At 72.4% G+C, this 20,815-nt stretch carries 18 protein-coding genes and 2 pseudogenes; 10 read left to right on the top strand and 10 right to left on the bottom strand.

Translation table 11 applies throughout. From position 1 onward, the window contains the following. Nucleotides 1–6 precede the first annotated feature (6 nt). On the top strand, nt 7–1,272 hold the full coding sequence (locus tag ABZ404_RS03225; protein WP_358837088.1) for a PLP-dependent transferase: 1,266 nt from the start codon (nt 7–9) through the stop codon (nt 1,270–1,272). On the opposite strand, the pseudogene ABZ404_RS03220 reads toward ABZ404_RS03225, so the two are convergent. Together ABZ404_RS03220 and ABZ404_RS03215 are read right to left on the bottom strand one after the other, a co-directional pair. Next, nucleotides 1,259–2,614 (bottom strand): annotated as a pseudogene (locus tag ABZ404_RS03220) (GNAT family N-acetyltransferase); the annotation flags it as partial. The gene ABZ404_RS03225 and the pseudogene ABZ404_RS03220 overlap by 14 nt on opposite strands. Nucleotides 2,615–2,783: 169 nt before the next feature. Continuing rightward, a complete protein-coding gene (locus ABZ404_RS03215; RefSeq protein ID WP_358836760.1) occupies nt 2,784–4,367 on the bottom strand; it encodes an alkaline phosphatase D family protein in 1,584 nt (527 codons plus the stop codon). Nucleotides 4,368–4,662: 295 nt separating this feature from the next. Between ABZ404_RS03215 and ABZ404_RS03210 the strand changes: the two genes are divergently transcribed. Continuing rightward, nucleotides 4,663–5,076 carry a VOC family protein gene (locus ABZ404_RS03210; RefSeq protein WP_358836761.1) on the top strand — a complete coding sequence of 138 codons (414 nt, stop codon included), beginning with the start codon at nt 4,663–4,665 and terminating at the stop codon, nt 5,074–5,076. A 121-nt stretch (nt 5,077–5,197) separates the two neighbouring features. Here the strand turns inward: ABZ404_RS03210 and ABZ404_RS03205 are convergent, their stop codons facing one another. Beyond that, nucleotides 5,198–6,703 (bottom strand): PLP-dependent aminotransferase family protein, encoded by a 1,506-nt coding sequence (locus ABZ404_RS03205; RefSeq protein ID WP_358836762.1) that lies wholly within the window; start codon nt 6,701–6,703, stop codon nt 5,198–5,200. On the opposite strand from ABZ404_RS03205, the pseudogene ABZ404_RS03200 reads away from it, so the two are divergent. Then, nucleotides 6,694–7,587 (top strand): annotated as a pseudogene (locus tag ABZ404_RS03200) (DMT family transporter); the annotation flags it as partial. The gene ABZ404_RS03205 and the pseudogene ABZ404_RS03200 sit on opposite strands and share 10 nt — an antisense overlap. 51 nt (nt 7,588–7,638) lie before the next feature. Here the strand turns inward: ABZ404_RS03200 and ABZ404_RS03195 are convergent. After that, nucleotides 7,639–8,469: an alpha/beta fold hydrolase gene (locus ABZ404_RS03195; protein ID WP_358836764.1), complete on the bottom strand. Its 831-nt coding sequence runs from the start codon at nt 8,467–8,469 to the stop codon at nt 7,639–7,641. A 237-nt stretch (nt 8,470–8,706) separates the two neighbouring features. Here ABZ404_RS03195 and sigJ point away from each other — a divergent pair, with 237 nt between their 5' ends. Beyond that, complete coding sequence (sigJ, locus tag ABZ404_RS03190; protein WP_358836763.1) at nt 8,707–9,645, top strand: RNA polymerase sigma factor SigJ; 939 nt, start codon at nt 8,707–8,709, stop codon at nt 9,643–9,645. A 250-nt stretch (nt 9,646–9,895) separates the two neighbouring features. Next, nucleotides 9,896–10,657, top strand: coding sequence for a GntR family transcriptional regulator (locus tag ABZ404_RS03185; protein WP_358990062.1), 762 nt, complete (start codon nt 9,896–9,898; stop codon nt 10,655–10,657). A 221-nt stretch (nt 10,658–10,878) separates the two neighbouring features. Here ABZ404_RS03185 and ABZ404_RS03180 read toward each other — a convergent pair whose 3' ends face one another. The 3 genes from ABZ404_RS03180 to ABZ404_RS03170 all read right to left on the bottom strand — a co-directional run bounded on the left by ABZ404_RS03180 (nt 10,879) and on the right by ABZ404_RS03170 (nt 14,057). Then, nucleotides 10,879–12,036 (bottom strand): ROK family transcriptional regulator, encoded by a 1,158-nt coding sequence (locus ABZ404_RS03180; protein ID WP_358833471.1) that lies wholly within the window; start codon nt 12,034–12,036, stop codon nt 10,879–10,881. 88 nt (nt 12,037–12,124) lie between these two features. Next, nucleotides 12,125–12,775, bottom strand: a complete 651-nt coding sequence (locus ABZ404_RS03175; protein WP_358833472.1) for a response regulator transcription factor — start codon at nt 12,773–12,775, stop codon at nt 12,125–12,127. A gap of 109 nt (nt 12,776–12,884) precedes the next feature. After that, nucleotides 12,885–14,057, bottom strand: a complete 1,173-nt coding sequence (locus ABZ404_RS03170; RefSeq protein ID WP_358833473.1) for a histidine kinase — start codon at nt 14,055–14,057, stop codon at nt 12,885–12,887. A gap of 107 nt (nt 14,058–14,164) precedes the next feature. On the opposite strand from ABZ404_RS03170, the gene ABZ404_RS03165 reads away from it, so the two are divergent. The 4 genes from ABZ404_RS03165 (at nt 14,165) to ABZ404_RS03150 (ending at nt 16,893) form a co-directional block, all read left to right on the top strand. Then, nucleotides 14,165–15,106: an ATP-binding cassette domain-containing protein gene (locus tag ABZ404_RS03165; RefSeq protein ID WP_358833474.1), complete on the top strand. Its 942-nt coding sequence runs from the start codon at nt 14,165–14,167 to the stop codon at nt 15,104–15,106. A 3-nt stretch (nt 15,107–15,109) separates the two neighbouring features. Beyond that, on the top strand, nt 15,110–15,856 hold the full coding sequence (locus ABZ404_RS03160; protein WP_358833475.1) for an ABC transporter permease: 747 nt from the start codon (nt 15,110–15,112) through the stop codon (nt 15,854–15,856). 68 nt (nt 15,857–15,924) lie between these two features. Then, the gene (locus ABZ404_RS03155) at nt 15,925–16,362 is read left to right on the top strand and encodes a hypothetical protein (protein WP_358833476.1); all 438 of its coding nucleotides are present in this window, start codon (nt 15,925–15,927) and stop codon (nt 16,360–16,362) included. A gap of 90 nt (nt 16,363–16,452) precedes the next feature. Then, nucleotides 16,453–16,893, top strand: coding sequence for a hypothetical protein (locus tag ABZ404_RS03150; RefSeq protein WP_358833477.1), 441 nt, complete (start codon nt 16,453–16,455; stop codon nt 16,891–16,893). 45 nt (nt 16,894–16,938) lie between these two features. Here the strand turns inward: ABZ404_RS03150 and mug are convergent, their stop codons facing one another. The 3 genes from mug to ABZ404_RS03135 are packed head-to-tail and all read right to left on the bottom strand — an operon-like array spanning nt 16,939 to nt 19,866. Continuing rightward, the gene (gene mug, locus ABZ404_RS03145; RefSeq protein WP_358833478.1) at nt 16,939–17,496 is read right to left on the bottom strand and encodes a G/U mismatch-specific DNA glycosylase; all 558 of its coding nucleotides are present in this window, start codon (nt 17,494–17,496) and stop codon (nt 16,939–16,941) included. A gap of 40 nt (nt 17,497–17,536) precedes the next feature. Then, nucleotides 17,537–18,979 (bottom strand): adenylosuccinate lyase, encoded by a 1,443-nt coding sequence (purB, locus tag ABZ404_RS03140; protein WP_358833479.1) that lies wholly within the window; start codon nt 18,977–18,979, stop codon nt 17,537–17,539. A gap of 59 nt (nt 18,980–19,038) precedes the next feature. Further along, a complete protein-coding gene (locus tag ABZ404_RS03135) occupies nt 19,039–19,866 on the bottom strand; it encodes an SGNH/GDSL hydrolase family protein (RefSeq protein ID WP_358833480.1) in 828 nt (275 codons plus the stop codon). A 605-nt stretch (nt 19,867–20,471) separates the two neighbouring features. On the opposite strand from ABZ404_RS03135, the gene ABZ404_RS03130 reads away from it, so the two are divergent. Then, entirely contained in the window at nt 20,472–20,762 is a 291-nt protein-coding gene (locus ABZ404_RS03130) for a holin (RefSeq protein ID WP_358833481.1), read from the top strand. Nucleotides 20,763–20,815 lie beyond the last annotated feature (53 nt).

Genomic DNA, 20,815 nt, shown 5'->3' with positions numbered 1-20,815 from the left:
GCCGCCATGGACACCGACACGCAGGACCGCGCCCAGGCCGCACCCCGTGCCCTGGCCACCGAAGCCGTCCACGCCGGCCGCGACGACCTCGCGGGACTCGGACTGCACGCCCCGCCGATCGACCTGTCGACGACCTACCCCTCGTACGACAGCGCGGCCGAGGCCGCCCGGATCGACGCCTTCGCCGCCACCGGGCTGCTGCCCGAGGGACCGCCGGTGTACGCCCGTCTCGACAACCCCACCGTAGGCCGTTTCGAGACAGCCCTCGCACGGCTGGAGGGCGCCGAGGGAGCCGTGGCCTTCGCCAGCGGCATGGCCGCCCTCTCCGCGGTGCTGCTCTCCCGGGCCTCGGCGGGCCTGCGGCACGTGGTCGCCGTCCGGCCGCTGTACGGGTGCAGCGACCACCTCCTGGACGCCGGGCTGCTCGGTACGGAGGTGACCTGGGTGGACCCGGCGGGCATCGCCGACGCCCTGCGGCCCGACACCGGTCTGGTGATCGTGGAGACCCCGGCCAACCCCACCCTCGCCGAGGTCGACATCCGGGCCGTCGCCCATGCCTGCGGCTCGGTGCCGCTGCTGGTCGACAACACCTTCGCCACCCCGGTGCTCCAGCGTCCGCTGGAGCAGGGCGCGCGGATCGTGCTGCACAGCGCCACCAAGTACCTGGGCGGCCACGGTGACGTCATGGGCGGGGTGGTCGCGTGCGACGACGCGTTCGCGCGGCAGCTGCGCCAGGTGCGGTTCGCCACCGGTGGCGTCCTGCACCCGCTCGCGGGCTATCTGCTGCTGCGGGGCCTGGCGACGCTCCCGGTACGGATGCGGGCCGCCGCCAGCAGTGCCGCGGAACTCGTCCGCAGACTGACCGAGGACCCGCGGGTGGCCCGGGTCCACTATCCGGCGGTGGGCGGGGCGATGGTCGCGTTCGAGGTGCACGGTGACCCGCACGCCGTGATCGCGGGCGTGCGGCTGATCACCCCCGCCGTGAGCCTCGGCAGCGTCGACACCCTCATCCAGCACCCGGCCTCCATCAGCCACCGCATCGTGGCCGAGGGAGACCGGCGGTCCGCCGGGGTGAGCGACCGGCTGCTGCGGCTCTCGGTCGGTCTGGAGGACGTGGAGGACCTGTGGAGCGATCTGAGCCGCGCGCTCAGCGCTCCGCCTGCTCGAACGACGACCGCTCCACCGACGACCGTTCGGTCAGCGGACGTCCTGACGTCGGCAGAGCGGCCGACGGACGCGCCGCCGCGCGAGCCTTCGGCAGCCGTGCGGTGACCACCAGGGTGCCCTCCTCGATCTGGTAGTCGAGCGGCAGCCCGAGGCCGCGCATCGCCGCCACCATCGCGGTGTTGGAGGACTGCGTCACCGCGTAGACGCTCTCGCAGCCGGCCTCGGCCGCCAGCGCCACCAGGCGCTCCAGGAGCTCGGAACCGATGCCCCGGCGCTGCCAGTCGTCCTCGACGAGCAGCGCCACCTCGGTCTCGTCGCCGTCCCACAGCAGATGGCCGAGGGCGACGAGCCGCCCGGAGGCCGACTCGGCGGCGAGGGTGCGCCCGTAACGGGGGCTGAGCAGGTGGTTCAGATAGCGGTCGGCGTCGCCGACGGGGCCGTGGTAGCGCAGGCCCAGCGTGCGGTCGGAGCAGCGCTCGTGCATGGCCTTGGCGGCCTCGACGTCGTCCTGGCCGGCCCGGCGCACGGTGATCTCGTTGCCCTCGGGCAGGGTGAGGACGTCCTGGCTGCGGGGGATGCGCGGGCCGAGCCGCGCGTCCAGCTCGACCAGCGCGCGCGCCCGCGCGAACTCGGTCGGGGTGAAGGGGAGGTAGGGCCGGTCGATGGTGATGACCCCGCCGTTCGGGTCGCGCAGCCGCATGGTGGTCGCTTCGAGGACGCCCTCGACCGGCGCCGTCTCACCGGTCGGCCGGCCGGACAGGGACACGGCGGGCAGCGAGTGGATGGTGCACCGGCCCAGTAGCTGGCGCAGCGCGAGAGGCAGTTCGGCCGCGTCGAGAGCGGTGCGGGTGGCCAGCCCGAGCACCCGGGTGGGCGCGTCCACCAGGTCGTGCGCGTCCGCGCGCTCCAGCCAGATGTCGCCGCCGCCCGCCCCCGCGATGTCCCGCGTGAGGTGGTCGGCCGAGAGCTCGGCGGGGGCGCGCAGCAGGAGTTCGTCGACCGTGCCCTCGGCCAGCGGATGCGTCTGGAGGGTGAGGATGTCGACGCCGCTGCGGGCGAGTGCGGTGCACAGCGCGGCCAGACTTCCCGGTTCGTCGCGCACGGTGGCCCGCATCCGCCACAACGAGGTCTCGCGGGAGGCGGCGCCGTTTTCGCAGGACCCTTCGGCGGGCGCGGCGGCGGCGGAACCGCGCGCCGCGCCCGTATCGACGGGTGCGTCCGCCGGGGGCGCGTGGCTGTGGCGCCGGGCCCACCAGGTGTGGAACGCCGCCGTGGCGACCAGCGCGACCGCCGAGGCGATCAGCAGGAACGGTCCGTCCGGACCGTGGGCGACCGTGTTCGCCACGGCGTCGGCCACCGCCACGGCCGTGAACATCGCGGCCAGCTCGATCAGGTCCCGCCGCCAGTGGTGGCGGCGGGTGTTCCCGTGGACAGTCAACTCGGGCATCTCAGTCATGCTTTCACTGTGACCGAGCGGTGTTGCGTGATCGCGAACGCTTTGTGACTGATGGGTTAAGTGTGGTTCTGGTGCCTTTCTGGCCGTTTCCTACGACTTGTGGCGCGGAATGACCGCCCCGCTGCCACACTCCGTACGCCCCCTTGGCGGCCCCGCGGGGCTACTGGCCCACCAGCCCCGGCTTCAGCACCTTGGTGAAGAGTACCGAACCGCCCTGCGCGCGCAGACGCACCGTCAGTTCGCCGCTGCCGCCGTCGATCTCGACCTCGCCGAAGTTCGGCGGCATCTCCATCGGGGAGGCGTTGGCCCGGGCGGGCGCGTGGACGAAGACCTGATCGGGGCCGAAGGTCGCGTCGAGCGCGTTCGCCGGGAACCCGCCCGCCGCGAGCGGCCCCGACACGAACTCCCAGAACGGGGCGAAGTCCTTGAACGCGGCCCGCGACGGGTCGTAGTGCTGGGCCGCCGTGTAGTGCACGTCGGCCGTGAGCCACAGCGTGCCGGTGATCCGGCGGTGCTTGACGAACCGCAGCAGCTCCGCGATCTGGAGCTCGCGCCCGAGCGGCGCGCCCGGGTCGCCCTGCGCCACGGCCTCGAAGTTCGCCGGCCCGTCGGGAACGACCAGACCGAGCGGCATGTCGGCGGCGATCACCTTCCACACCGCCCGGGAGCGGGACAGCTCCCGCTTCAGCCACGCCAACTGCTCCGCGCCGAGGATGCCCACGGTGTCGTCGGCCCGGCGATTGGGGGAGTTGGCGTCGCGGTACGTACGCATGTCGAGGACGAACACGTCCAGCAGCGGACCATGGCGCACGACCCGGTGCACACGCCCCTCCCGGCTGCCCGGCCGCAGCGTCGAGACCGGGACGTACTCGCTGAAGGCCCGCAGCGAACGGGCCGCCAGCACGTCGACGTTCTTCTCGGTGTAGCGGGCGTCGTCCAGGATCTGCCCGGGGTACCAGTTGTTCCGCACCTCGTGGTCGTCCCACTGGACGATCGAGGGCACCTGGGCGTTGAACCGCCGTACGTTCTCGTCGAGCAGGTTGTAGCGGAAGTTGCCCCGGTACTCGGCCAGCGTCTCCGCGACCTTGGACTTCTCCTCGGTCGTGACGTTCCTCCAGACGCGGCCGTCGGGCAGCGTCACGCTGGGCGGAATGACCCCGTCCGCGTAGATGGTGTCGCCGCTGGACAGGAAGAAGTCCGGATCGAGCCGCCGCATCTCGTCGTAGACGCGGAAGCCTCCGATGTCCGGGTTGATGCCCCAGCCCTGCCCCGCGATGTCGCCGGACCACAGGAAGCGCACGTCCCGGTGGCGCGAGGCGGGCGCGGTACGGAACGTGCCGTACACCGGCTTCCCCGTACGGCGGGGATCGTCGGGGTCGGCGAGGGTGACGCGGTAGTGGACCTGCTCACCGGCGGGCAGTCCGCGCAGTCGCGTCGTCCCGGTGAAGTCGGTGCCCGGCCCCAGCAGCGGGCCGGGCCAGGTGCGCGCGCGGCGGAATGACGCGCTGGCGGAGGTCTCCACGACCATCCGGGCGGGCCGGTCGGACCGGACCCACACGAGCCCCGACGACGCCGTGATGTCACCGGCCTGCACGCCCCAGCCGGCGTTCGGCCGCCCGGAGAGCGCCAGCGCGGGCGCGGCCGCGGCGAGCCCGGCGGGCAGGGCGAGACCCGCGGACACGGCGAGCGAACCCTTCAGGACGGTACGGCGGTTGGGCGAGGGGATCCGAGGGCGGTACGGCATGGAGGCGCCTCCTGGGGCGGGGTGGTGGGTCAGGGCGGTGGTCCGGCGCGTGTGGATCAGAGCCATGCCTACTGCCCGGCTGCGGCGCGGGCGCGAACCCCGGGTGAACACCGGGAGGCCACCCCGGCGGCACGAGCCGCCGGCCCCGCATGGCCGACAACGTGTGGACCTGGGGCGGGCGGCCGGGGACCAGGGGACGATCGCCTTGGTGATCTTCGACGGGTACGGTCGGTACGAGCCGTCATCACGGCCGCGCGTCCCTCGTTCAGCACCAGCGAAAGCCCAGGAGGCTCCCATGCCCGTCGGAGGCCGTTCACACATCCGTATCGCCCGCCCCTCGCGCGACCTCGCGGCGGCGGAGCGCTTCTGGGTAGGGGGCCTGGGCCTGGACGTCGTGTGGCGGCACGACGCGGAGACCACGGGCCCCGGCGAGCACGCGCTGCTGATGGTCGGCTGGCCCGACGCCGACTGGCATCTGGAACTGGTCCAGGTGTCGGCCGGGACCGTCGAGCCCCGGCCGACCGAGGAGGACCTGCTGGTCGTCTATGTGGACGAGGAGGTCCCGGCGGAGCTGGTGACCCGCCTGGAGGCGCACGGCGGCACGCGGGTGCTGTCGCCCAACCCGTACTGGAACGAGTGGGGCGTGACGATCGAGGACCCGGACGGGTACCGGCTGGTGCTGTGCAAGCGGGGCTGGTCCAACTCCTAGGGCGCCTTACGGATCCTGTCGGGCCGGGCCCTGCCGCGCGGGTGTGCGCGGTTCTCCCGCGCGGGCGTGGTGGCCGTGTGCACCGGCCGCCGTGCCCCGGACAGGAACCGGCGGACACACCTCAGGCGGCGCCCGGGCCCAACGCCCCTGCGAGGAGCCGTACCCCGCGCGCGATGTCCGACGGCGTCAGATGGGCGTATCCGAGCACCAGCGGGACCTCGTCTCCCGGCCCGGCCCCGGAGGAGAGGTAGTACGAGAGCGGGCGCACGGCCACGCGCGCGTGGGCGGCGCGTTCGAGCAGGCGCGGTTCGGGCCCGTACCGGGCGGGCAACCGCGCGATGATGTGCAGCCCGGCCGCGATGCCGCTCACCTCCGTGCCCGGCAGGTGCTCGCCCAGCGCCCCGACCAGCGCGTCCCGCCGCTCGCGGTAGGCGCGTTGGCACCGGCGCAGCTGGCGGTCGTACGCGCCACTGGTGACGAAGTCCGCGAGCAGTGCCTGGTCCAACGCGGGATTGCCGAGGTCCATGGTGCGTTTGCGGGCGACGATCGCACCGGTCAGCCGCTCGGGCGCCAGCAGCCAGCCGAGCCGGAGACCGGGGGCGAGCGACTTGCTCACCGACCCGGTGTACGCCACACGTTCGGGGTCGAGGCCCTGGAGCGCCCCCACCGGCGCCCGGTCGTAACGGAAGTCCCCGTCGTAGTCGTCCTCGACGACGAGCCCGTCCACCGCCCGCGCCCAGTCCAGGAGTTCGGCCCTCCGCCGCGCGGAGTAGGCGATTCCGGACGGGAACTGGTGGGCCGGGGTCGTCACCGCGACCCGCACCCCGCTCGCGTACAGCGGGTCCATGGCCAGGCCCTCGTCGTCGAGCGGCAGCCGCCGGGTCCGTACGCCCGTGGCCGCGAACAGGGCGGTGTGCTCGGGGCTGCCGGGGTCCTCGACCCCCACGGCCGGCTCGTCCCTTTCCCCGGGGCCGTGGGACTCCCCGAGGGAGAAGCGCTCTCCCAGGGCGAAACCGAGCAGCGTCGTGGCCTGGGCGACCCCGGAGCACACCACGATCCGTTCCGGGTCGGCGACCACTCCGCGCCGCCGGGCGAGCAGCGCGGCGAGCGCCGTCCGCAGCTCGGGAAGGCCGCGGGGATCGGGGTAGCCGAGTGAGCGGTGCGGCAGCCGCTCCAGTACGCCCTTGTGCGCGGCGGCCCAGGCCGCGCGCGGGAACAGGGACAGGTCCGGGGTGCCGGGCAGGAAGTCGACCCGCGCGCCCGGGTCGCGCGGCGCCAGATCCCGCGCGCGTGGCGCGTCGGCGGCGCGCGCCGCCCCGCCCACCCAGGTGCCCGAGCCCCGGCCGCTGCGCAGATAACCCTCGGCGGTGAGCTGTTCGTACGCCTCGGTCACCAGGCCGCGTGAGACACCGAGGTCGGCGGCGAGCTCACGGCTCGACGGCAGCCGGGTCCCGGCCGCGAGCCGGCCCGAACGGACGGCCTCCCGGAACGCCGACTGGAGCAGTCTGCCGCGCTGCCGGGCGGGAGCCGCGGCGGCCGGAAGCAGCAGCTCCCAGGCCGCATTCCACGACGGACGCCCCTCGTCGCCGTGCGGCGCGGCGGGCGAAGTGGTCCCCGATGACGTCATGGAAGTGGACCTTAAACAAGACCACCGGGCTGCCTAGCGTCGGGCCCATGAACGTGTCACAGCTTCGGGGCGCGGCGCTCGCCGCCGTCGCCTGCGTCCTCGTCGGCGGGTCCTTCACCGCCAACAGCGTCCTCGGCGACTATCCGCACGCCGGCGGCCAGGCCCTGCGGTACGCCCTGGCCTGCCTCTTGCTGCTCCCGCTGCTCGGCCGGGGCGGCACCGCGCCGCTGCGCCGCCTGGGCGCGGCACAGTGGGGCCGGCTCGCGCTGCTCTCCGCCGTCGGCATGGTGGGCTTCAACATGGCCGTGCTGGCCGCCGAGCGCACGGCCGAACCCGCCGTCCCCGGTGTGTTCGTCGGGTGCGCGCCGGTCGTGGTGGCGGTCCTGGTGCCGTTGCTCGACGGACGCCGGCCCACCCGGCCGGTGCTCCACGGAGCGCTCCTGGTGGCCGCAGGAGCCTTCACCGTGCAGGGCTGGGGCCGCACGGACGCGGTGGGCATCGCGTGGTCGGCGGGGGCACTGGTGGGTGAGGTGGGGTTCGCGGTGCTGGCGGTGCCGGTGCTGCGCCCGCTCGGACCCAAGCTGCTCTCGGCGGCCGTCTGCGGCGTCGCGGCCGTCGAGTCCGCCGTGCTCGCCGTCGTACTGGACGGGCGGGCGGCACTGCGGCTGCCCGACGCCACCGAAACGGCGGCCCTGGTGTGGCAGGCCGCCGTGGTCACCGTGATCGGCTTCGTCTGCTGGTACATGGGTGTGCAGCGCATCGGCGCCGAACGCGCGACGCTCTTCTCCGGCCTCATCCCGGTGTCGGCCGCGCTCACCGCCCCGCTGGTCGGCGCCGGGGCGTACGGCACGGCGCAGGGGGTGGGCAGTGCGCTGGTCGGCGCCGGGGTCGCGCTGGGCGCCGGGGTGCTGGGCGGGCGCCCCCGGCGCGGCGGCTCAGCGGCTGGTGTCGAGGATGACGCGCGCGACCAGGGCGGGGTCGTCGTTCATCGGGACATGGCCGCAGCCGGGCAGCCGCACCAGCCGGGCACCGGGGAGGGTGTGCTTGGCGCGGATGCCCTGCCGGCGCGGCAGCAGCCGGTCCTTGGTGCCCCAGGCGACGGTGACCGGGACTCCCGCCACGTCATCGGTGAACCGCACGTCGATCCCCGCCCGCAGCGTCTGGTCGAAGCCGCCGGCCTCCCGCAGCGCGAGCGTCTCGGCGACGACGGCCTCGGGTGAACGGCGCCCGGGGCGCGCGTAGATGGTGCTGGTGAGCGCCGCGCGCCCCGGCGCGCTCCGGGACAACCGCTCGATGACCGGCAGCGGCAGCATCTTCGCCCCCCGCCGCATCGCGCTCAGCGTCGCGAAGGCGTAGCGGCGCTCCGCCGGGGACCAGAACCCGGCGGGGGAGAAGGCCGTCACCGACCGTACGCGCTTCTCGCGCCCCAACTCCAGCGCCAGCAGCCCGCCCAGGGAGTTGCCCGCCACATGAGGCCGCTCGATGCCCAGCTCCTCACAGAACGCGCCCAGGACCGGTACGACCGTGGACAGGTCGTACGAGAGGCCTTCGGGCAGCGCCGGGGAGCGGCCGAAACCCGGCAGGTCCACGGCTATGACATCGCGCTCGACGGCCAGTAGGTCGAACACCGGGTCCCAGGCCTGGCGGTGGTGGCCGATGCCGTGGAGCAGGAGCAGGGGCTCGCCGGAGCCGGCCCTGCGGTAGGAGACGGTGACGGTGCGGCTGCCCCGGGGGGAGCCGGTCGTGAAGGAGACCTCTTCGGTCATGGCGCTGCTCCCGGTCATCTGCTGCTCCCGGTCATGGGCGGGGGGCCCTGTGCGGACGGACGAACGCGCGTGGAGGGTGGTGGACGCGGACGGCGGTAGACACCGTGTCAGCAACAATTACCCTTCGGTAGCTTGGAGTTCAAGGGGCGGGTCCAGGACAGCGTGCGCGGGACGGATATTCGAACAGCGCGGGTTCTCCTTCTGGACAGCCGGGAGCCGGTCGGCTGGGATGGAGCGGTGACTGCCCCCACCGCCGCCGATCTCTTCGAAGACCACAGGTCCGTCCTCACGGGCGTGGCCTACCGCATGCTGGGCCGTGTCACCGACGCCGAGGACGTGGTGCAGGAGGCGTGGCTGCGCTGGTCGGCGCGGGATCGCGAGAGCGTGCGCGACCCGCGCGCGTTCCTCGTACGGATCACCACCCGGCTCGCGCTCGACCGGCTCCGGCAGATCCAGGCGCGGCGCGAAGCCTATGTGGGTCCCTGGCTGCCGGAGCTGATCGCGACCGATTTCGGGCCCGCGGTCCCCGATACCGTCGAACAGGCCATGCTGGCCGACTCCGTCTCGCTCGCCGTGCTGGTGGTCCTCGAATCCCTCTCGCCGCTGGAGCGGGCGGTCTTCGTCCTGCGCGAGGCGTTCGGCTTCCCCTTCGCGGAGATCGCGGCCACCCTGGACCGCTCCGAGCCCGCGGTGCGCCAGCTCGCGGGGCGCGCCCGGCGCCATGTCGACGAGCGCAAGCCGCGCTACGACGTCGACCCCGCGCACCGCCGCGACCTCACCGAGCGGTTCATGGCCGCGGCGGGCGGCGGCGACCTGGACTCCATGCTCGCCCTGCTTGCCCCCGACGTCCGTTTCATCGGCGACAGCGGCGGCAAGTCCAAGGCCCCGACCAGAATCATCGAATCCGCCGACAAGGTCGGACGCTTCCTCTACGCGGTGTCGCACGAGGGCGGGCCGGACAGCGAATTCCGTATTACGGAGATCAACGGCGGCCCGGCCGTCCTGGTCCTGTACGACGGAACGCCCGACAGTGTGCTCCAGCTCGACCTCCTCGACGGCCGCATCCACTGCGTCTATGTCGTACGCAACCCGGACAAACTGATCGCGCTCATCCGGAAGGAAGAACGCGAGAGGTGCGAGGGTCGCGAGGAGTACGTGGACCAGTCGCCCCGTTAGTCCCACCCCGCCCCAGCAGCCATGACCCCCGTGCCCGGATCCGGGCACGGAGTTTTGCCGCGCCTGGTGCACGGATGCGCGAACGTCGTGTGAACGCTCTGCGCCAGGACTCGGATTCGTTCCGTAACGGAACGAGGATTGGTCTTGACCAAGGGGGTGGGCCGTCCTATGGTCGCAGAGTTAGTGCAGGAACCTTTAATAAACAAGGGCGCAGAAAAGCCGCCGGGGCACGGCGATTGCGGAGGACAGGGTGGGGACCACGCAGCTGGAAACGGTGCCGGAGCCGAAGTACTGGCACCTCAAGGCCGTGCTGAGCGAGGCGCTCGACTCGGACTTCGCGGTGGGAGAGATCCTGCCCAACGAGCGTGAACTGGCCGCCCGCTTCGGCGTCGCGCGCGCCACGCTCCGCCAGGCTCTGGAGCAGCTCGAACTCGAAGGCAGGCTGCAACGCCGCCGAGGTGTCGGCACGACCGTCGCCCCGCCGCGCGTGGGCGTCTCCGTCGGCACCGAGCAGCACGACTGGCCCGGCACGGCTGGTGACGCCTGGCAGGCCGTCGACTGCGCCGTCGGCGCCCCGCCGCTCTCGGTGGCCCGGCTCTTCGCCGCCGAGGCGCTCGACGAGGTGCACACCGTCCGCCGCACCCGCACCACGCACGGCCAGCCCGTCGCCGCCGAGCTCCTCTACGTACCGGCGTCCTCGGTACCGGACCTCACCTCGATCGACGCGCCGTCCGGACCGGCCCGCGCGCGCAGCGTGCTGCGCGAGCTCCAGCGCCTCGACCTGGAAGGCCAGGACCGCGCGGTCGAGCTCGGCTCGGCCCGCGCGGACGACGCCAAGGAACTCGACCGGCTGCCGGGCGCGCCCGTCCTCGTCGTGACCACGCGCTACTTCTCCCAGGGCCGGACCGTCGCCGTCTCGGTGGCGACCTACCGCGCCGACACCTGCCGCCTCACCTTCGGCGACTCGGGCGACGTTCAGATCAGCCACGACGGCCACCGCCAGGCATCCTGACCCGCTGCCCCACGGTTTCTCCGGTACGGCCCGCCGCTGTCAGCGGCGGGCCGTATCTGTTGCGGCTGCGGTTGGAGAGTGTGACCAGGGAGGGAGGGGGGCCGGGGGAGACGAGGCCCTTCTTGCCCTGCTCCAGGCAGGGCAGCAGAACGCCTGCCCGCCCGTCCGCTGGAATGCCGCCTCGCCCGCTCGCCCACCTGTCGGCTGTCCGTCGGCCCGGCTCAGCGGCGAGCCGTCACCGTGCCCTCGACCGCGAACAACTGCTCCTCGACATGGTCGAGCGCCAACCGCAGCGCACCGGTCGCCACCGCGGCCTCCCCCAGCAGGGAGAGGGCCACACGCGGCGGCCGCAGGCAGTACCGCGCCAGCTCCTGACGCAGCGGCTCCAGCACTCCGTCGATCCCGGCCGCCCAGCCGCCCACGACGACCAGCTCCGGGTCGAGGGCGAGCACCAGGGCCGCCACGTCGTGGACCAGCCGCTGGATGAACCGCTCGACCGCCTCCTGCGCACCGCTGTCCCCCCGCTTGGCCAGCGCGAACACATCGGCGACCGCCTGCTCGTCCAGCGGGTGCAACGGCTCCTCGGTCGTCGACAGCAGCCTCTCCGGCGTCACATCCCGGCCCAGCAGATGCAGCGCGCCGATCTCGCCGGCCGCGCCGCCGAAGCCCCGGTGCAGCCGCCCGCCTATCAGCGATCCGGCCCCGGGGCTCAGCCCCGCCAGGACGAACACGATGTCGTCGGAGTCGGTCGCCGCGCCCTTCCAGTGCTCGGCCACCGCCGCCGCGTTGGCGTCGTTCTCGACCAGCACCGGGCAGCGGAACGACCGCCGCAGCCGCTCGCCCAGGGGCAGACCGGTCCACTCCGGGAGCGCCGTCCCGAGCCGTACGGTGCCGTCGGCCTCCACTATGCCCGGACTGCCGACACCGACCGCGCGGAGTGAGCTGCGTGCCACTCCGGCTCGCCGCAGCAGATCGGCGACCGTCGCCCTGACCCGTTCCAGGCGCTCGTCGGCGGAGGCCGTCTCGGACACCTCGCGGGATCCGGCGCCGACGATGCGCCCGTCGAGCCCGGACAGCAGCGCCGCCACCCGGTGCGGGCCGATCTCGATGCCCAGCAGATGGCCCGCCTCGGCCCGGAACCTGAACCGGCGCGCGGGACGCCCCTGGCGGCGCGCCTCGCCCTCCTCGGGAGCCGACTCGACGACGAGCCCGCCCTCCATGAGTCCCTCGACCACACCCTCGACCGTCGGTCTCGACAGACCGGTGATCCGGGTCAGATCGGTCAGAGTGGGGGATTCGGCCCCACGCAGTGCATGGAGAACCACTGCGGAATTGATCCGCCGCAGCAGAGAGGGATCCCCGCCGGTCAGCCGCCCCAACGTGTGTCCTCCCAGCTCGTACGCGTGTCTGCCGGATCGTACTCGCTGGTCAGGTATACGGCGAGTGGCGGATGGTCACGGAGGCGCATCAGCTCGGAGCCACGAAACCCGACTCGTACGCCGCGATGACCGCCTGGGTCCGGTCCCGGGCGCCCAACTTCGCCAGCACGGCGCTGACATGCGTCTTCACCGTCTCGGTACCGACGATCAGCTTGGCGGCGATCTCCGCGTTGTTGAGTCCGCGCGCCATCAGCCGCAGAACGGCCGCCTCACGCTCGGTGAGCGCCGCCTTGTCCAGCGCCTTCTTCGCCTCCCGGTTGCCGTACTCGGCCGCGAGCGCACGGACCGCGGCCGGGAACAGCAGCGACTCGCCCTCCGCGACGAGCCGCACCGCGTGCACGATCTCGGCGGGCCGCGCCCGCTTCAGCAGGAACCCGTCGGCCCCCGCCCGCAGCGCCTCGTAGACGTACTCGTCGTTCTCGAACGTCGTGACCACCAAGATCTTCGGCGGATCCTGCACGGTACGCAGCACCGCCCTGGTGGCCTCTATGCCGTCGAGCAACGGCATCCGCACATCCATCGCCACCACATCGGGGCGCAACTGGCGCACCAACGGGATGACGGCGGCGCCATCAGCGGCCTCGCCCACCACCTCGATGTCGGGCTGAGCCTCGAGAACGGCCCGCAGACCCGCTCGGACCAGGGGTTCGTCGTCGACGAGAAGAACGGTAACCGGCATCCGACCAGCCTAGGGCCTGCCCTGGGGCTCCTCCCTCAGTCGCGGGGGTCGGCACACACGTCTGCGGCGTGGTCCTCGCTCTACGAAAAGGCACACCCGGGGCGGTCCATCAGCACAGCCCGTCCAGCGGCAACCGCACGCGCACCCTCCACTCTCCTTCCTGTGGACCCGATCGGGCCTCGCCACCCAGCAGCGCCGCCCTCTCCCGTATGCCGCGCAGCCCGCTGCCGCCCTGTCCCCTGGGCACGGGACCCGGCAGTGGATTCGTCACATCGAGCTCCAATCGTTCACCTGACACCGCTATTCGCACCCGCACGGGCACCGGTCCCGAGTGCCGCAGCACGTTGGTCAGTGCTTCCTGGAGGATCCGGTACCCCTCCCGGGAGACGGGGCCCGGCACCGAGGTCAGCGGGCCGCTCAGCTCGGACTCCACCTTCGCCCCCGACGCCCGCGCCGATTCGAGGAGCCGGTCGGCCTCGTCGAGCGTCGGCCGCTGCCCCACCGGCCCGCCGCTCTCCCGCAGGACCAGCAGGACGCGCTCCAGATCGTCCAGCGCCGCCCGGCCCGTCTCCTCGATCGCCGCCAGCGCCCTGGCGGTGAACGCCGGATCTCCCGCCGTCCGGGCAGCGCCGGCCTGCACCACGGCGACGGTCAGCGCGTGCCCGATCGAGTCATGGATCTCGCGAGCGATCCGGTTCCGTTCGAGCAGCTGCTCCGTCCTCGCCTCCAGCGCGGTCAGCCGCTCCTCCTTCGACGGACCGAGCAGATGCCGCGCGATGGTGGCGTTCAGCTCGCCGAGGGCCGCGACACAGCCGAGCATGAGGAGGAGGGGCAGCGGGGCGAGCGCCCACCACCACCAGTGCGGTTCCATCTCGCGCAGGACGGGAATCTCGCTGGCCCCGTGGCCCGCCGGGGCGGTCAGCAACTCGTACGTGATGATGGGAAGCCACACCGAGGCCACCATGGTCACCAGCGCGAGGGCCAGACGGATCTCCAGCCACGCGACGGTCCGCCACCGCTCGGCCCAACTGGCCGACGACGCCGCGGAGACGGTCGCGTCATGGCGGCCCCGCTCCGTCGGCACGACGAGCAACTGGACCTGTATCCCCTCGGCCAGGCGCACGGCCGGTATCAGTCCTATCAACAGCAGGGCGAGAAACGGGACGTAGGGCTTTTCCATGTCGATGAACAGCCAAATGCCGTATACGGCGACGGGCATCGACAGATGCAGCCATCGCGTGTACGTCACGGAGCGGCCCAGCGGGCGGAGGAAACGGAACATGTCGTCATCGTGCCAGCGCCCGGATCGCCGCGGCTCCCCCGCACGGGGGAGATGATCCCCACGCACGGGGGAGGCCCAGGACCTGGCCCGACGGCGAATGTTGAGACATGACCAGCATCGACGTCCAAGAGCTCACCAAGGAGTACGGAACCACCCGCGCCGTGGACCGCCTGACCTTCAGCGTCCGGCCCGGCCAGGTCACCGGCTTCCTCGGCCCCAACGGCGCAGGCAAGTCCACGACCATGCGCCTCGTGCTCGGCCTTGACCGGCCGACCTCGGGCACCGCCATGATCGGCGGCCGCGCGTACGCGGAATACGAGGAGCCGCTGCACCACGTCGGCGCGCTCCTCGACGCCCAGGCCGCGCACGGCTCGCGCACCGCGCGGAACCATCTGCGCGTCCTCGCCGCCAGCAACCGAATACCGGCTCGCCGCGTGGACGAGGTGCTGGAGGAGGCGGGAATCGCCAGTGTGGCGGACCGGCGCGTCAAGACCTTTTCCCTCGGTATGCGCCAACGGCTCGGCATCGCCGCGGCCCTGCTCGGCGACCCCTCGGTGCTGATCCTCGACGAACCCTCCAACGGCCTCGACCCGGAAGGAATCATCTGGATAAGGGAGTTGATGCGCGGATTGGCGCGGCAGGGCCGGGCCGTCCTGGTCTCCAGCCATCTGATGAACGAGACCGCCTCGTTCGCCGACCATCTCGTCGTCCTCGGCCGGGGGCGGCTGCTGGCCGACACTCCCATGAAGGACTTCATCGACTCGCGTATCCAGCCGCGGGTGCGCGTGCGGACCACCGAAGGCGGCCGCCTGCGCACGATCCTCACCTCCCGGGGCTTCGCACCCGTCCAGGGTGAGGACGGCCGCTGGACCGTCGAGGGCGCACGGGTCGAGGACGTGGGCCCGATCGCCGCGGCGGAGGGCATCCCGATCCTCGAACTGGCGACAGAGGAGGCCACGCTGGAGCAGGCCTATCTCGACCTGACAGCCGGTGAGGCGGAGTTCGCGTCCGCCATGCCCGGAAACCCTCATCGCGACCAGGAGGTATGAGCCGTGTCGTTCCCCGCAGTTCTCCACGCTGAGTGGATCAAGGTCCGCTCGCTGCGGTCCCTCGTCGGGTCGCTGATATCCGTGTTCCTGGCCACAGCCGGACTGACCGTCCTCGCGGTCGCCGCGCTGGGGCGTCCGGAGCCGGACAGCACCGACTTCGATCCTGTTCTGTTCTCGTACTACGGCCTGAACTTCGGGCAGATGGCGGCCCTCACCTTCGGGGCGATAGCCATGGCCGCGGAGTACAAGAACGGAGGGATACGGATCTCGCTCGGCGCCGTGCCCGACCGGGGGCTGTTCTATGGGGCGAAACTGGCCGTGATCGGTGGTCTGGTCCTCGCCGTCGGCCTCGTCACCAGCCTGACGTCGTTCCTGGCCGGACAGGCGCTCATGGACAAGGGGTTCGGCATAGGCATCGGTGACCCGGGGGCGTTGCGCGCGGTGTTCGGGTGCGCCCTGTACCTGGCCCTGCTCAGCCTCCTGGCCGCGGGCCTGGCGGCCCTGCTGCGCAGCGTCACCGGGGCCATGAGCCTGCTCGTGCCGCTGTTCCTGATCGTGCCCTTCGTCGTGGGGGACGTGTCGCAGGGCTCCGGCGCCCAGGACTTCTTGCCGGACCGGGCGGGGCGGCAGATCCTGCTGCTCCAGCCGGAAGGGCCATTGGGAGCCTGGAGCGGTATGGCGGTGCTCGCGTTGTGGAGTGCTGTGACCGTGGCGGCGGGCTGGTGGGCGCTCCGGAGGCGGGACGCCTGAGAGACCAGCGCCCGGGAGACCAGACGCTTGGGAGGCCAATTGTCAGTGCCGACGGGTTTACTGACTGCATGACCACCGCACGGCATCTCGAAGTCATCGACCTGCTGCGCGTCCGCGACTTCCCCGCGGAGCGCGGGAGGTCGGGAGCGATCACCAGCGGCCCGGGCTACCACCTGGTGGAGCTCCGTACCAGCGAGGACTTCTGGGACGACGACGGCAGCAGACGCGTCGAAGTGCAGGAGCAGTACGAGGCGGAGTGCGAGGCCCTGGCCGGGCTGTTGAGCAGGCGGTGGGGTGAGGCGCAGATGGTCAGCCTCTGGAGTGTGCTGACCCGGAGCATGGAAGGAGAGGAGATAGCCGCGCCATGGGACGAGTTGAGCGGCAGCGTCCCGTATCTCCACATCTGGCAGACGGACGGACGCTGGGTAGCCGTCGGAGTCTCGCAGTGGGACACGGAGCTGGAGTTCCAGTTGATGGCGGTGGTGACGGAGGTCAATCCACCGTAGGGACCAGGCACAAGGTGCCGTACGGGGGAGGTGCATGGCCGCCGGGGGAGGGAGCGGCGGGTCGGGGGTCCGAGGTGGCGTAACGTCCTGATGCGTCGCCGTCTCCTGCCGGCGGGTGAGGAGATCGTGATGGCGTACGCAGTGGCGGACCTGGGCGGCGGTACGACGGAAGTGTCCGTCGTGGCGGACGGCGTGGTGCAGATGACCGGCTACGCGGGAGGCGGTGAGGCGTCGGTCGCCGAGTTCACCCCCGCGCGGGCCCGGGAGCTGGCGGCGGCGCTGGTGCGGGCGGCGGACGAAGCGGAGAACCTGGCGCCGAGCGAGCCCGTGTCGGTCAAGGCGCAGGATCTGCGGCGCGGTGACGTACGGGACGGCGACCGGTCGATGACCGTGGACCGGGTCAAGGTGGAGGGGGCGATCTCGACGGCGCACGTGACCTGGAAGTCGGACGCGGGCCGCACCTGGACGCAGAGCTATGCGATGGACACGGACATCCGCCTGCGGAGACGGGGGCCGGAAGCGGCGGGGTGAGGAGAGGGGGCGCACAGTCTGAACCGGGGGACGAGGTACCCGCGGCTATCCGTCCGCCTGGCCGGGTTCCGCTTGTGCTGCTCTCCGCAGGCGGGCGAACTCCTCGGCCATCGTCTCGGCCGTCCAATGGGCGTTCAGGCCACTGGGGTTGGGGAGGACCCAGACGCGGGTCCCGCCGATGGTGCGGGCCTGGGGGCCTATGCGGGCCTTGCGGTCGTCGAAGGCGGTGCGGTAGGCGGTGACGCCGACCACGGCGAGGTAGCGCGGGCGGAGCCGCTCAACCTTGGCGGTGAGGAGGCGGCCGCCCTCGCGGTACTCCTCGGCGCTGAGCTCGTCGGCTCGGGCACTCGCCCGGGCGACGACGTTGGTGATGCCGAGGCCGTAGGTGAGCAGCTCGTTCTGCTCGGAGGGCTTCAGCCGGCGCGGGGTGAAGCCCGAGAGGTGCAGGACCGGCCAGAAGCGGTTGCCCGGGCGGGCGAAGTGGTGGCCGGTGGCGGCGGACATCAGACCGGGGTTGATGCCGCAGAAGAGCACGGACAGACCGCCCGCGACCACGTCGGGGATGACGTTGTCGCGAGCGGCCTGGAGTTCCTCGGGAGTCATCGGGTGGTCCCGTCGGTGACGTCGGTGGCCCGAGGCCGGGTCAGAGGATCGAACCGGGAGTGTACGCGGCGGCGGCCGGGTGCTGCTTGAGAATCTCCTCGATCCGGGAGACCAGGGCGGCGACCTGGTCACCGGCGGCACCGGTGAAGGACAGCTTGTCGGCCATCAGGGCGTCGAGCTGGGCGCGGTCGAGCGGCATGCGGTCGTCGGCGGCCAGCTTGTCGAGGAGCTCGTTGCGCTCGGCACCCTGCTCGCGCATGGCGAGCGCGGAGGCGACGGCGTGCTCCTTGATGACCTCGTGCGCGGCCTCGCGGCCGACCCCGGCGCGTACCGCCGCCATCAGCACCTTGGTGGTGGCGAGGAAGGGAAGGTAGCGGTCCAGCTCGCGGGCCACGACGGCGGGGAAGGCGCCGAACTCGTCGAGCACGGTGAGGAAGGTCTCCAGCAGACCGTCGAAGGCGAAGAACGCGTCCGGCAGCGCGACACGGCGGACGACCGAGCAGGAGACGTCGCCCTCGTTCCACTGGTCGCCGGCGAGCTCACCGGTCATCGAGGCGTAGCCGCGCAGGATGACCATCAGGCCGTTGACGCGCTCGCAGGAGCGGGTGTTCATCTTGTGCGGCATCGCGGACGAGCCGACCTGGCCAGGCTTGAAGCCCTCGGTGACCAGCTCGTGCCCGGCCATCAGACGGATCGTCTTGGCGACCGAGGAAGGCGCGGCGGCGAGCTGCACCAGGGCGGTGACGACGTCGTAGTCGAGGGAGCGGGGGTAGACCTGGCCGACGGAGGTGAAGGCGTGGGCGAAGCCGAGGTGACCGGCGATGCGCTGTTCGAGCTCGGCGAGCTTGGAGGCGTCGCCGCCGAGCAGGTCGAGCATGTCCTGCGCGGTGCCGACGGGGCCCTTGATGCCGCGCAGCGGGTAACGGGCGAGGAGCTCCTCCAGACGGCCGTAGGCGACGAGGAGCTCGTCGGCGGCGGTGGCGAAGCGCTTGCCCAGGGTGGTGGCCTGCGCGGCGACGTTGTGCGAGCGGCCCGCCATGACCAGCTCCGCGTACTCACCGGAGAGCTTGCCGAGCCGGGCGAGGACGGCCACGGTCCGGTCGCGCATCAGCTCCAGCGAGAGGCGGATCTGGAGCTGCTCGACGTTCTCGGTCAGGTCGCGGGAGGTCATGCCCTTGTGGACCTGCTCGTGCCCGGCGAGGGCGTTGAACTCCTCGATCCGCGCCTTCACGTCGTGGCGGGTGACCTTCTCGCGCTCGGCGATCGAGGCGAGGTCGACCTGGTCGAGTACGCGCTCGTAGTCGGCGAGGGCGGCGTCCGGCACCTCGATCCCGAGGTCCTTCTGCGCGCGCAGCACGGCGAGCCAGAGCTGACGCTCCAGCTTCACCTTCTGCTCGGGGGACCAGAGGACGGCCAGCTCCGTGGAGGCGTAGCGGCCGGCCAGGACATTGGGGATGCGAGGCTTCGCAGACACAGCAGTCACGTGTCCAGATTCTACTGGCGATTTCTGCAGGCCAGCGCCCCGGTCCGGTTTGTGGCTTGCTACGAGAGCGCGGTCACGTCGCCGGAGGCCGTGTCCGGTCCGTCCACCACGGGCGGAGTGAGGTCGTACGGCAGGAGTTCCCCGCGCTTCGCCAGGCGGCCGTCGCCCGAGGACCTGCCGGTGAGGCGGCGGCCGATCCACGGGGCGAGGTGCCGGCGGGCGAACCGGACATCGGCCACCCGGCGCGTCGCCCAGCGGGGACGCGGCCCGTTCGGCAGCGGGGCGAGCCAGTCGTCCTCGGCGGGAAGTCCGAGCTTCTGCCAGACCGCCTCGGCCACCCGGCGGTGGCCCTCGCCGGTCAGATGGAGCCGGTCGACGTCCCACAGGCGCGGATCGCCGAGCACCGCCGCTCCGTACAGGTCGACCACGAGGGCGTCGTGCTTGGCGGCGAGGTCCTCGATGTGCGAGAAGAGCTCTTCCATACGGGGACGGAAGCGTTCCATGACCGGGCCGTTGCGGCCGGGACTGCGCATCAGGACGAGCCGGCCGCAGGACGGAGCCAGCGTCTCCACGGCCTCGGTGAGCAGCCCGCGCACCCGGCCCATGTCGCACTTGGGGCGCAGGGTGTCGTTGAGGCCGCCCACCAGGGTCACCACGTCCGCCCGCATCGCGGCGGCGGGCGCGACCTGCTCGTCGACGATCTGACCGATGAGCTTGCCGCGTACGGCGAGGTTGGCGTAGCGGAAGCCGGGCGTCCGCGCGGCGAGCCGGGCCGCGAGCAGGTCCGCCCAGCCGCGGTAGGAGCCGTCGGGCAGGAGGTCGGACATGCCCTCGGTGAACGAGTCACCGAGCGCGACAAAGCTGGTGTAGCTGGCATTCATCTCCATGGCGGAGCGATCGTACCGCGCGGTAGTGTCACGCGGTCCGGGTGGAGAGGGGGAAGCGGATGGGCGAGGGGCTGGAACAGGCGCGGGCTGGGGCCCTGGTGAGGGCCCGGGCGGGGGCGTTGGTGGAGGTGCCGGTGGGGGTGGTCGCTGCCGGGGGCACCTGTGACGCTGACTCGCTTGATGCCTTCTCGGCCGCGGCGGCGGTCTGACCATCGGCCGCCGATCGTAGGCACTGGCTGGCCCCGGCGCCCTCACCGGAACCCGGCGCCCTCCGGAACCCGGCGTTCCCACCGGAACCTGGTGCCCTCACCGGAACCCCTCGCCGATCGCCGGCGCCCGGCGCCACTGCCTCCCCGGCGGGAACTCGGCCGGTCCGGGGCGCGCGGGGCCTGTCGGTGCGGGGCGTTCCGCGGTATGCCGGGAACACCACCGGCCCCGGGCGCCCCGGTCCGCAGGCCCGGCCTCAATTCCGCTTCTGTCCGGGGCACTTGGCCACGCAGACTACGTAGACAGGTCACCGCGCAAACCACGCCACGACGCAACACTGCAACCACGCACCACGCACCACGCAATCACGTAACGACGCACGAGAGAGCGAGCGTTCCATGTTCACCAAAGCCTTCTGGAAGGCGACTGCCGAGCGGGCCGTCCGTACGTTCGCGCAGTCGCTCGCGGCCGTCCTGACGGCCGGGGCGACCAACCTCTTCGACGTGGACTGGAAGGCGGCGCTCGCCACCGCGGGCCTGGCCACCCTCGCCGCTGTGCTGATGGCCATCGGCTCGTCGGGCCTGGGGCGGCCGGGCCCGGGCCTCACCGAGACCACGGAGCCGGACGCCCCCGCCAAGCCGGTGCCTGCCGCGCCGGGCACCGAAGCCGCCCCCAAGCCCGCGGTGTAACGGACCAGAGCCCGCTGGGGGCGGCGGGCGCGGGGCCCCCGCCCCCTTGGTCC

The sequence above is a fragment of the Streptomyces sp. NPDC005878 genome, assembly GCF_040629815.1.
Lineage (GTDB): Bacteria > Actinomycetota > Actinomycetes > Streptomycetales > Streptomycetaceae > Streptomyces.
This window is presented reverse-complemented; position numbering and strand designations above follow the sequence as displayed.

Coding starts and splice junctions, on each gene's coding strand:
- ABZ404_RS03130 (WP_358833481.1), top strand. CDS start 20,472: ATGTTCACCAAAGCCTTCTGGAAGGCGACTGCCGAGCGGGCCGTCCGT.
- ABZ404_RS03175 (WP_358833472.1), bottom strand. CDS start 12,775: ATGCCGGTTACCGTTCTTCTCGTCGACGACGAACCCCTGGTCCGAGCG.
- ABZ404_RS03155 (WP_358833476.1), top strand. CDS start 15,925: ATGACCACCGCACGGCATCTCGAAGTCATCGACCTGCTGCGCGTCCGC.
- ABZ404_RS03215 (WP_358836760.1), bottom strand. CDS start 4,367: ATGCCGTACCGCCCTCGGATCCCCTCGCCCAACCGCCGTACCGTCCTG.
- ABZ404_RS03165 (WP_358833474.1), top strand. CDS start 14,165: ATGACCAGCATCGACGTCCAAGAGCTCACCAAGGAGTACGGAACCACC.
- ABZ404_RS03225 (WP_358837088.1), top strand. CDS start 7: ATGGACACCGACACGCAGGACCGCGCCCAGGCCGCACCCCGTGCCCTG.
- ABZ404_RS03135 (WP_358833480.1), bottom strand. CDS start 19,866: ATGGAGATGAATGCCAGCTACACCAGCTTTGTCGCGCTCGGTGACTCG.
- ABZ404_RS03210 (WP_358836761.1), top strand. CDS start 4,663: ATGCCCGTCGGAGGCCGTTCACACATCCGTATCGCCCGCCCCTCGCGC.
- ABZ404_RS03205 (WP_358836762.1), bottom strand. CDS start 6,703: ATGACGTCATCGGGGACCACTTCGCCCGCCGCGCCGCACGGCGACGAG.
- mug (WP_358833478.1), bottom strand. CDS start 17,496: ATGACTCCCGAGGAACTCCAGGCCGCTCGCGACAACGTCATCCCCGAC.
- ABZ404_RS03170 (WP_358833473.1), bottom strand. CDS start 14,057: ATGTTCCGTTTCCTCCGCCCGCTGGGCCGCTCCGTGACGTACACGCGA.
- ABZ404_RS03195 (WP_358836764.1), bottom strand. CDS start 8,469: ATGACCGAAGAGGTCTCCTTCACGACCGGCTCCCCCCGGGGCAGCCGC.
- ABZ404_RS03150 (WP_358833477.1), top strand. CDS start 16,453: ATGCGTCGCCGTCTCCTGCCGGCGGGTGAGGAGATCGTGATGGCGTAC.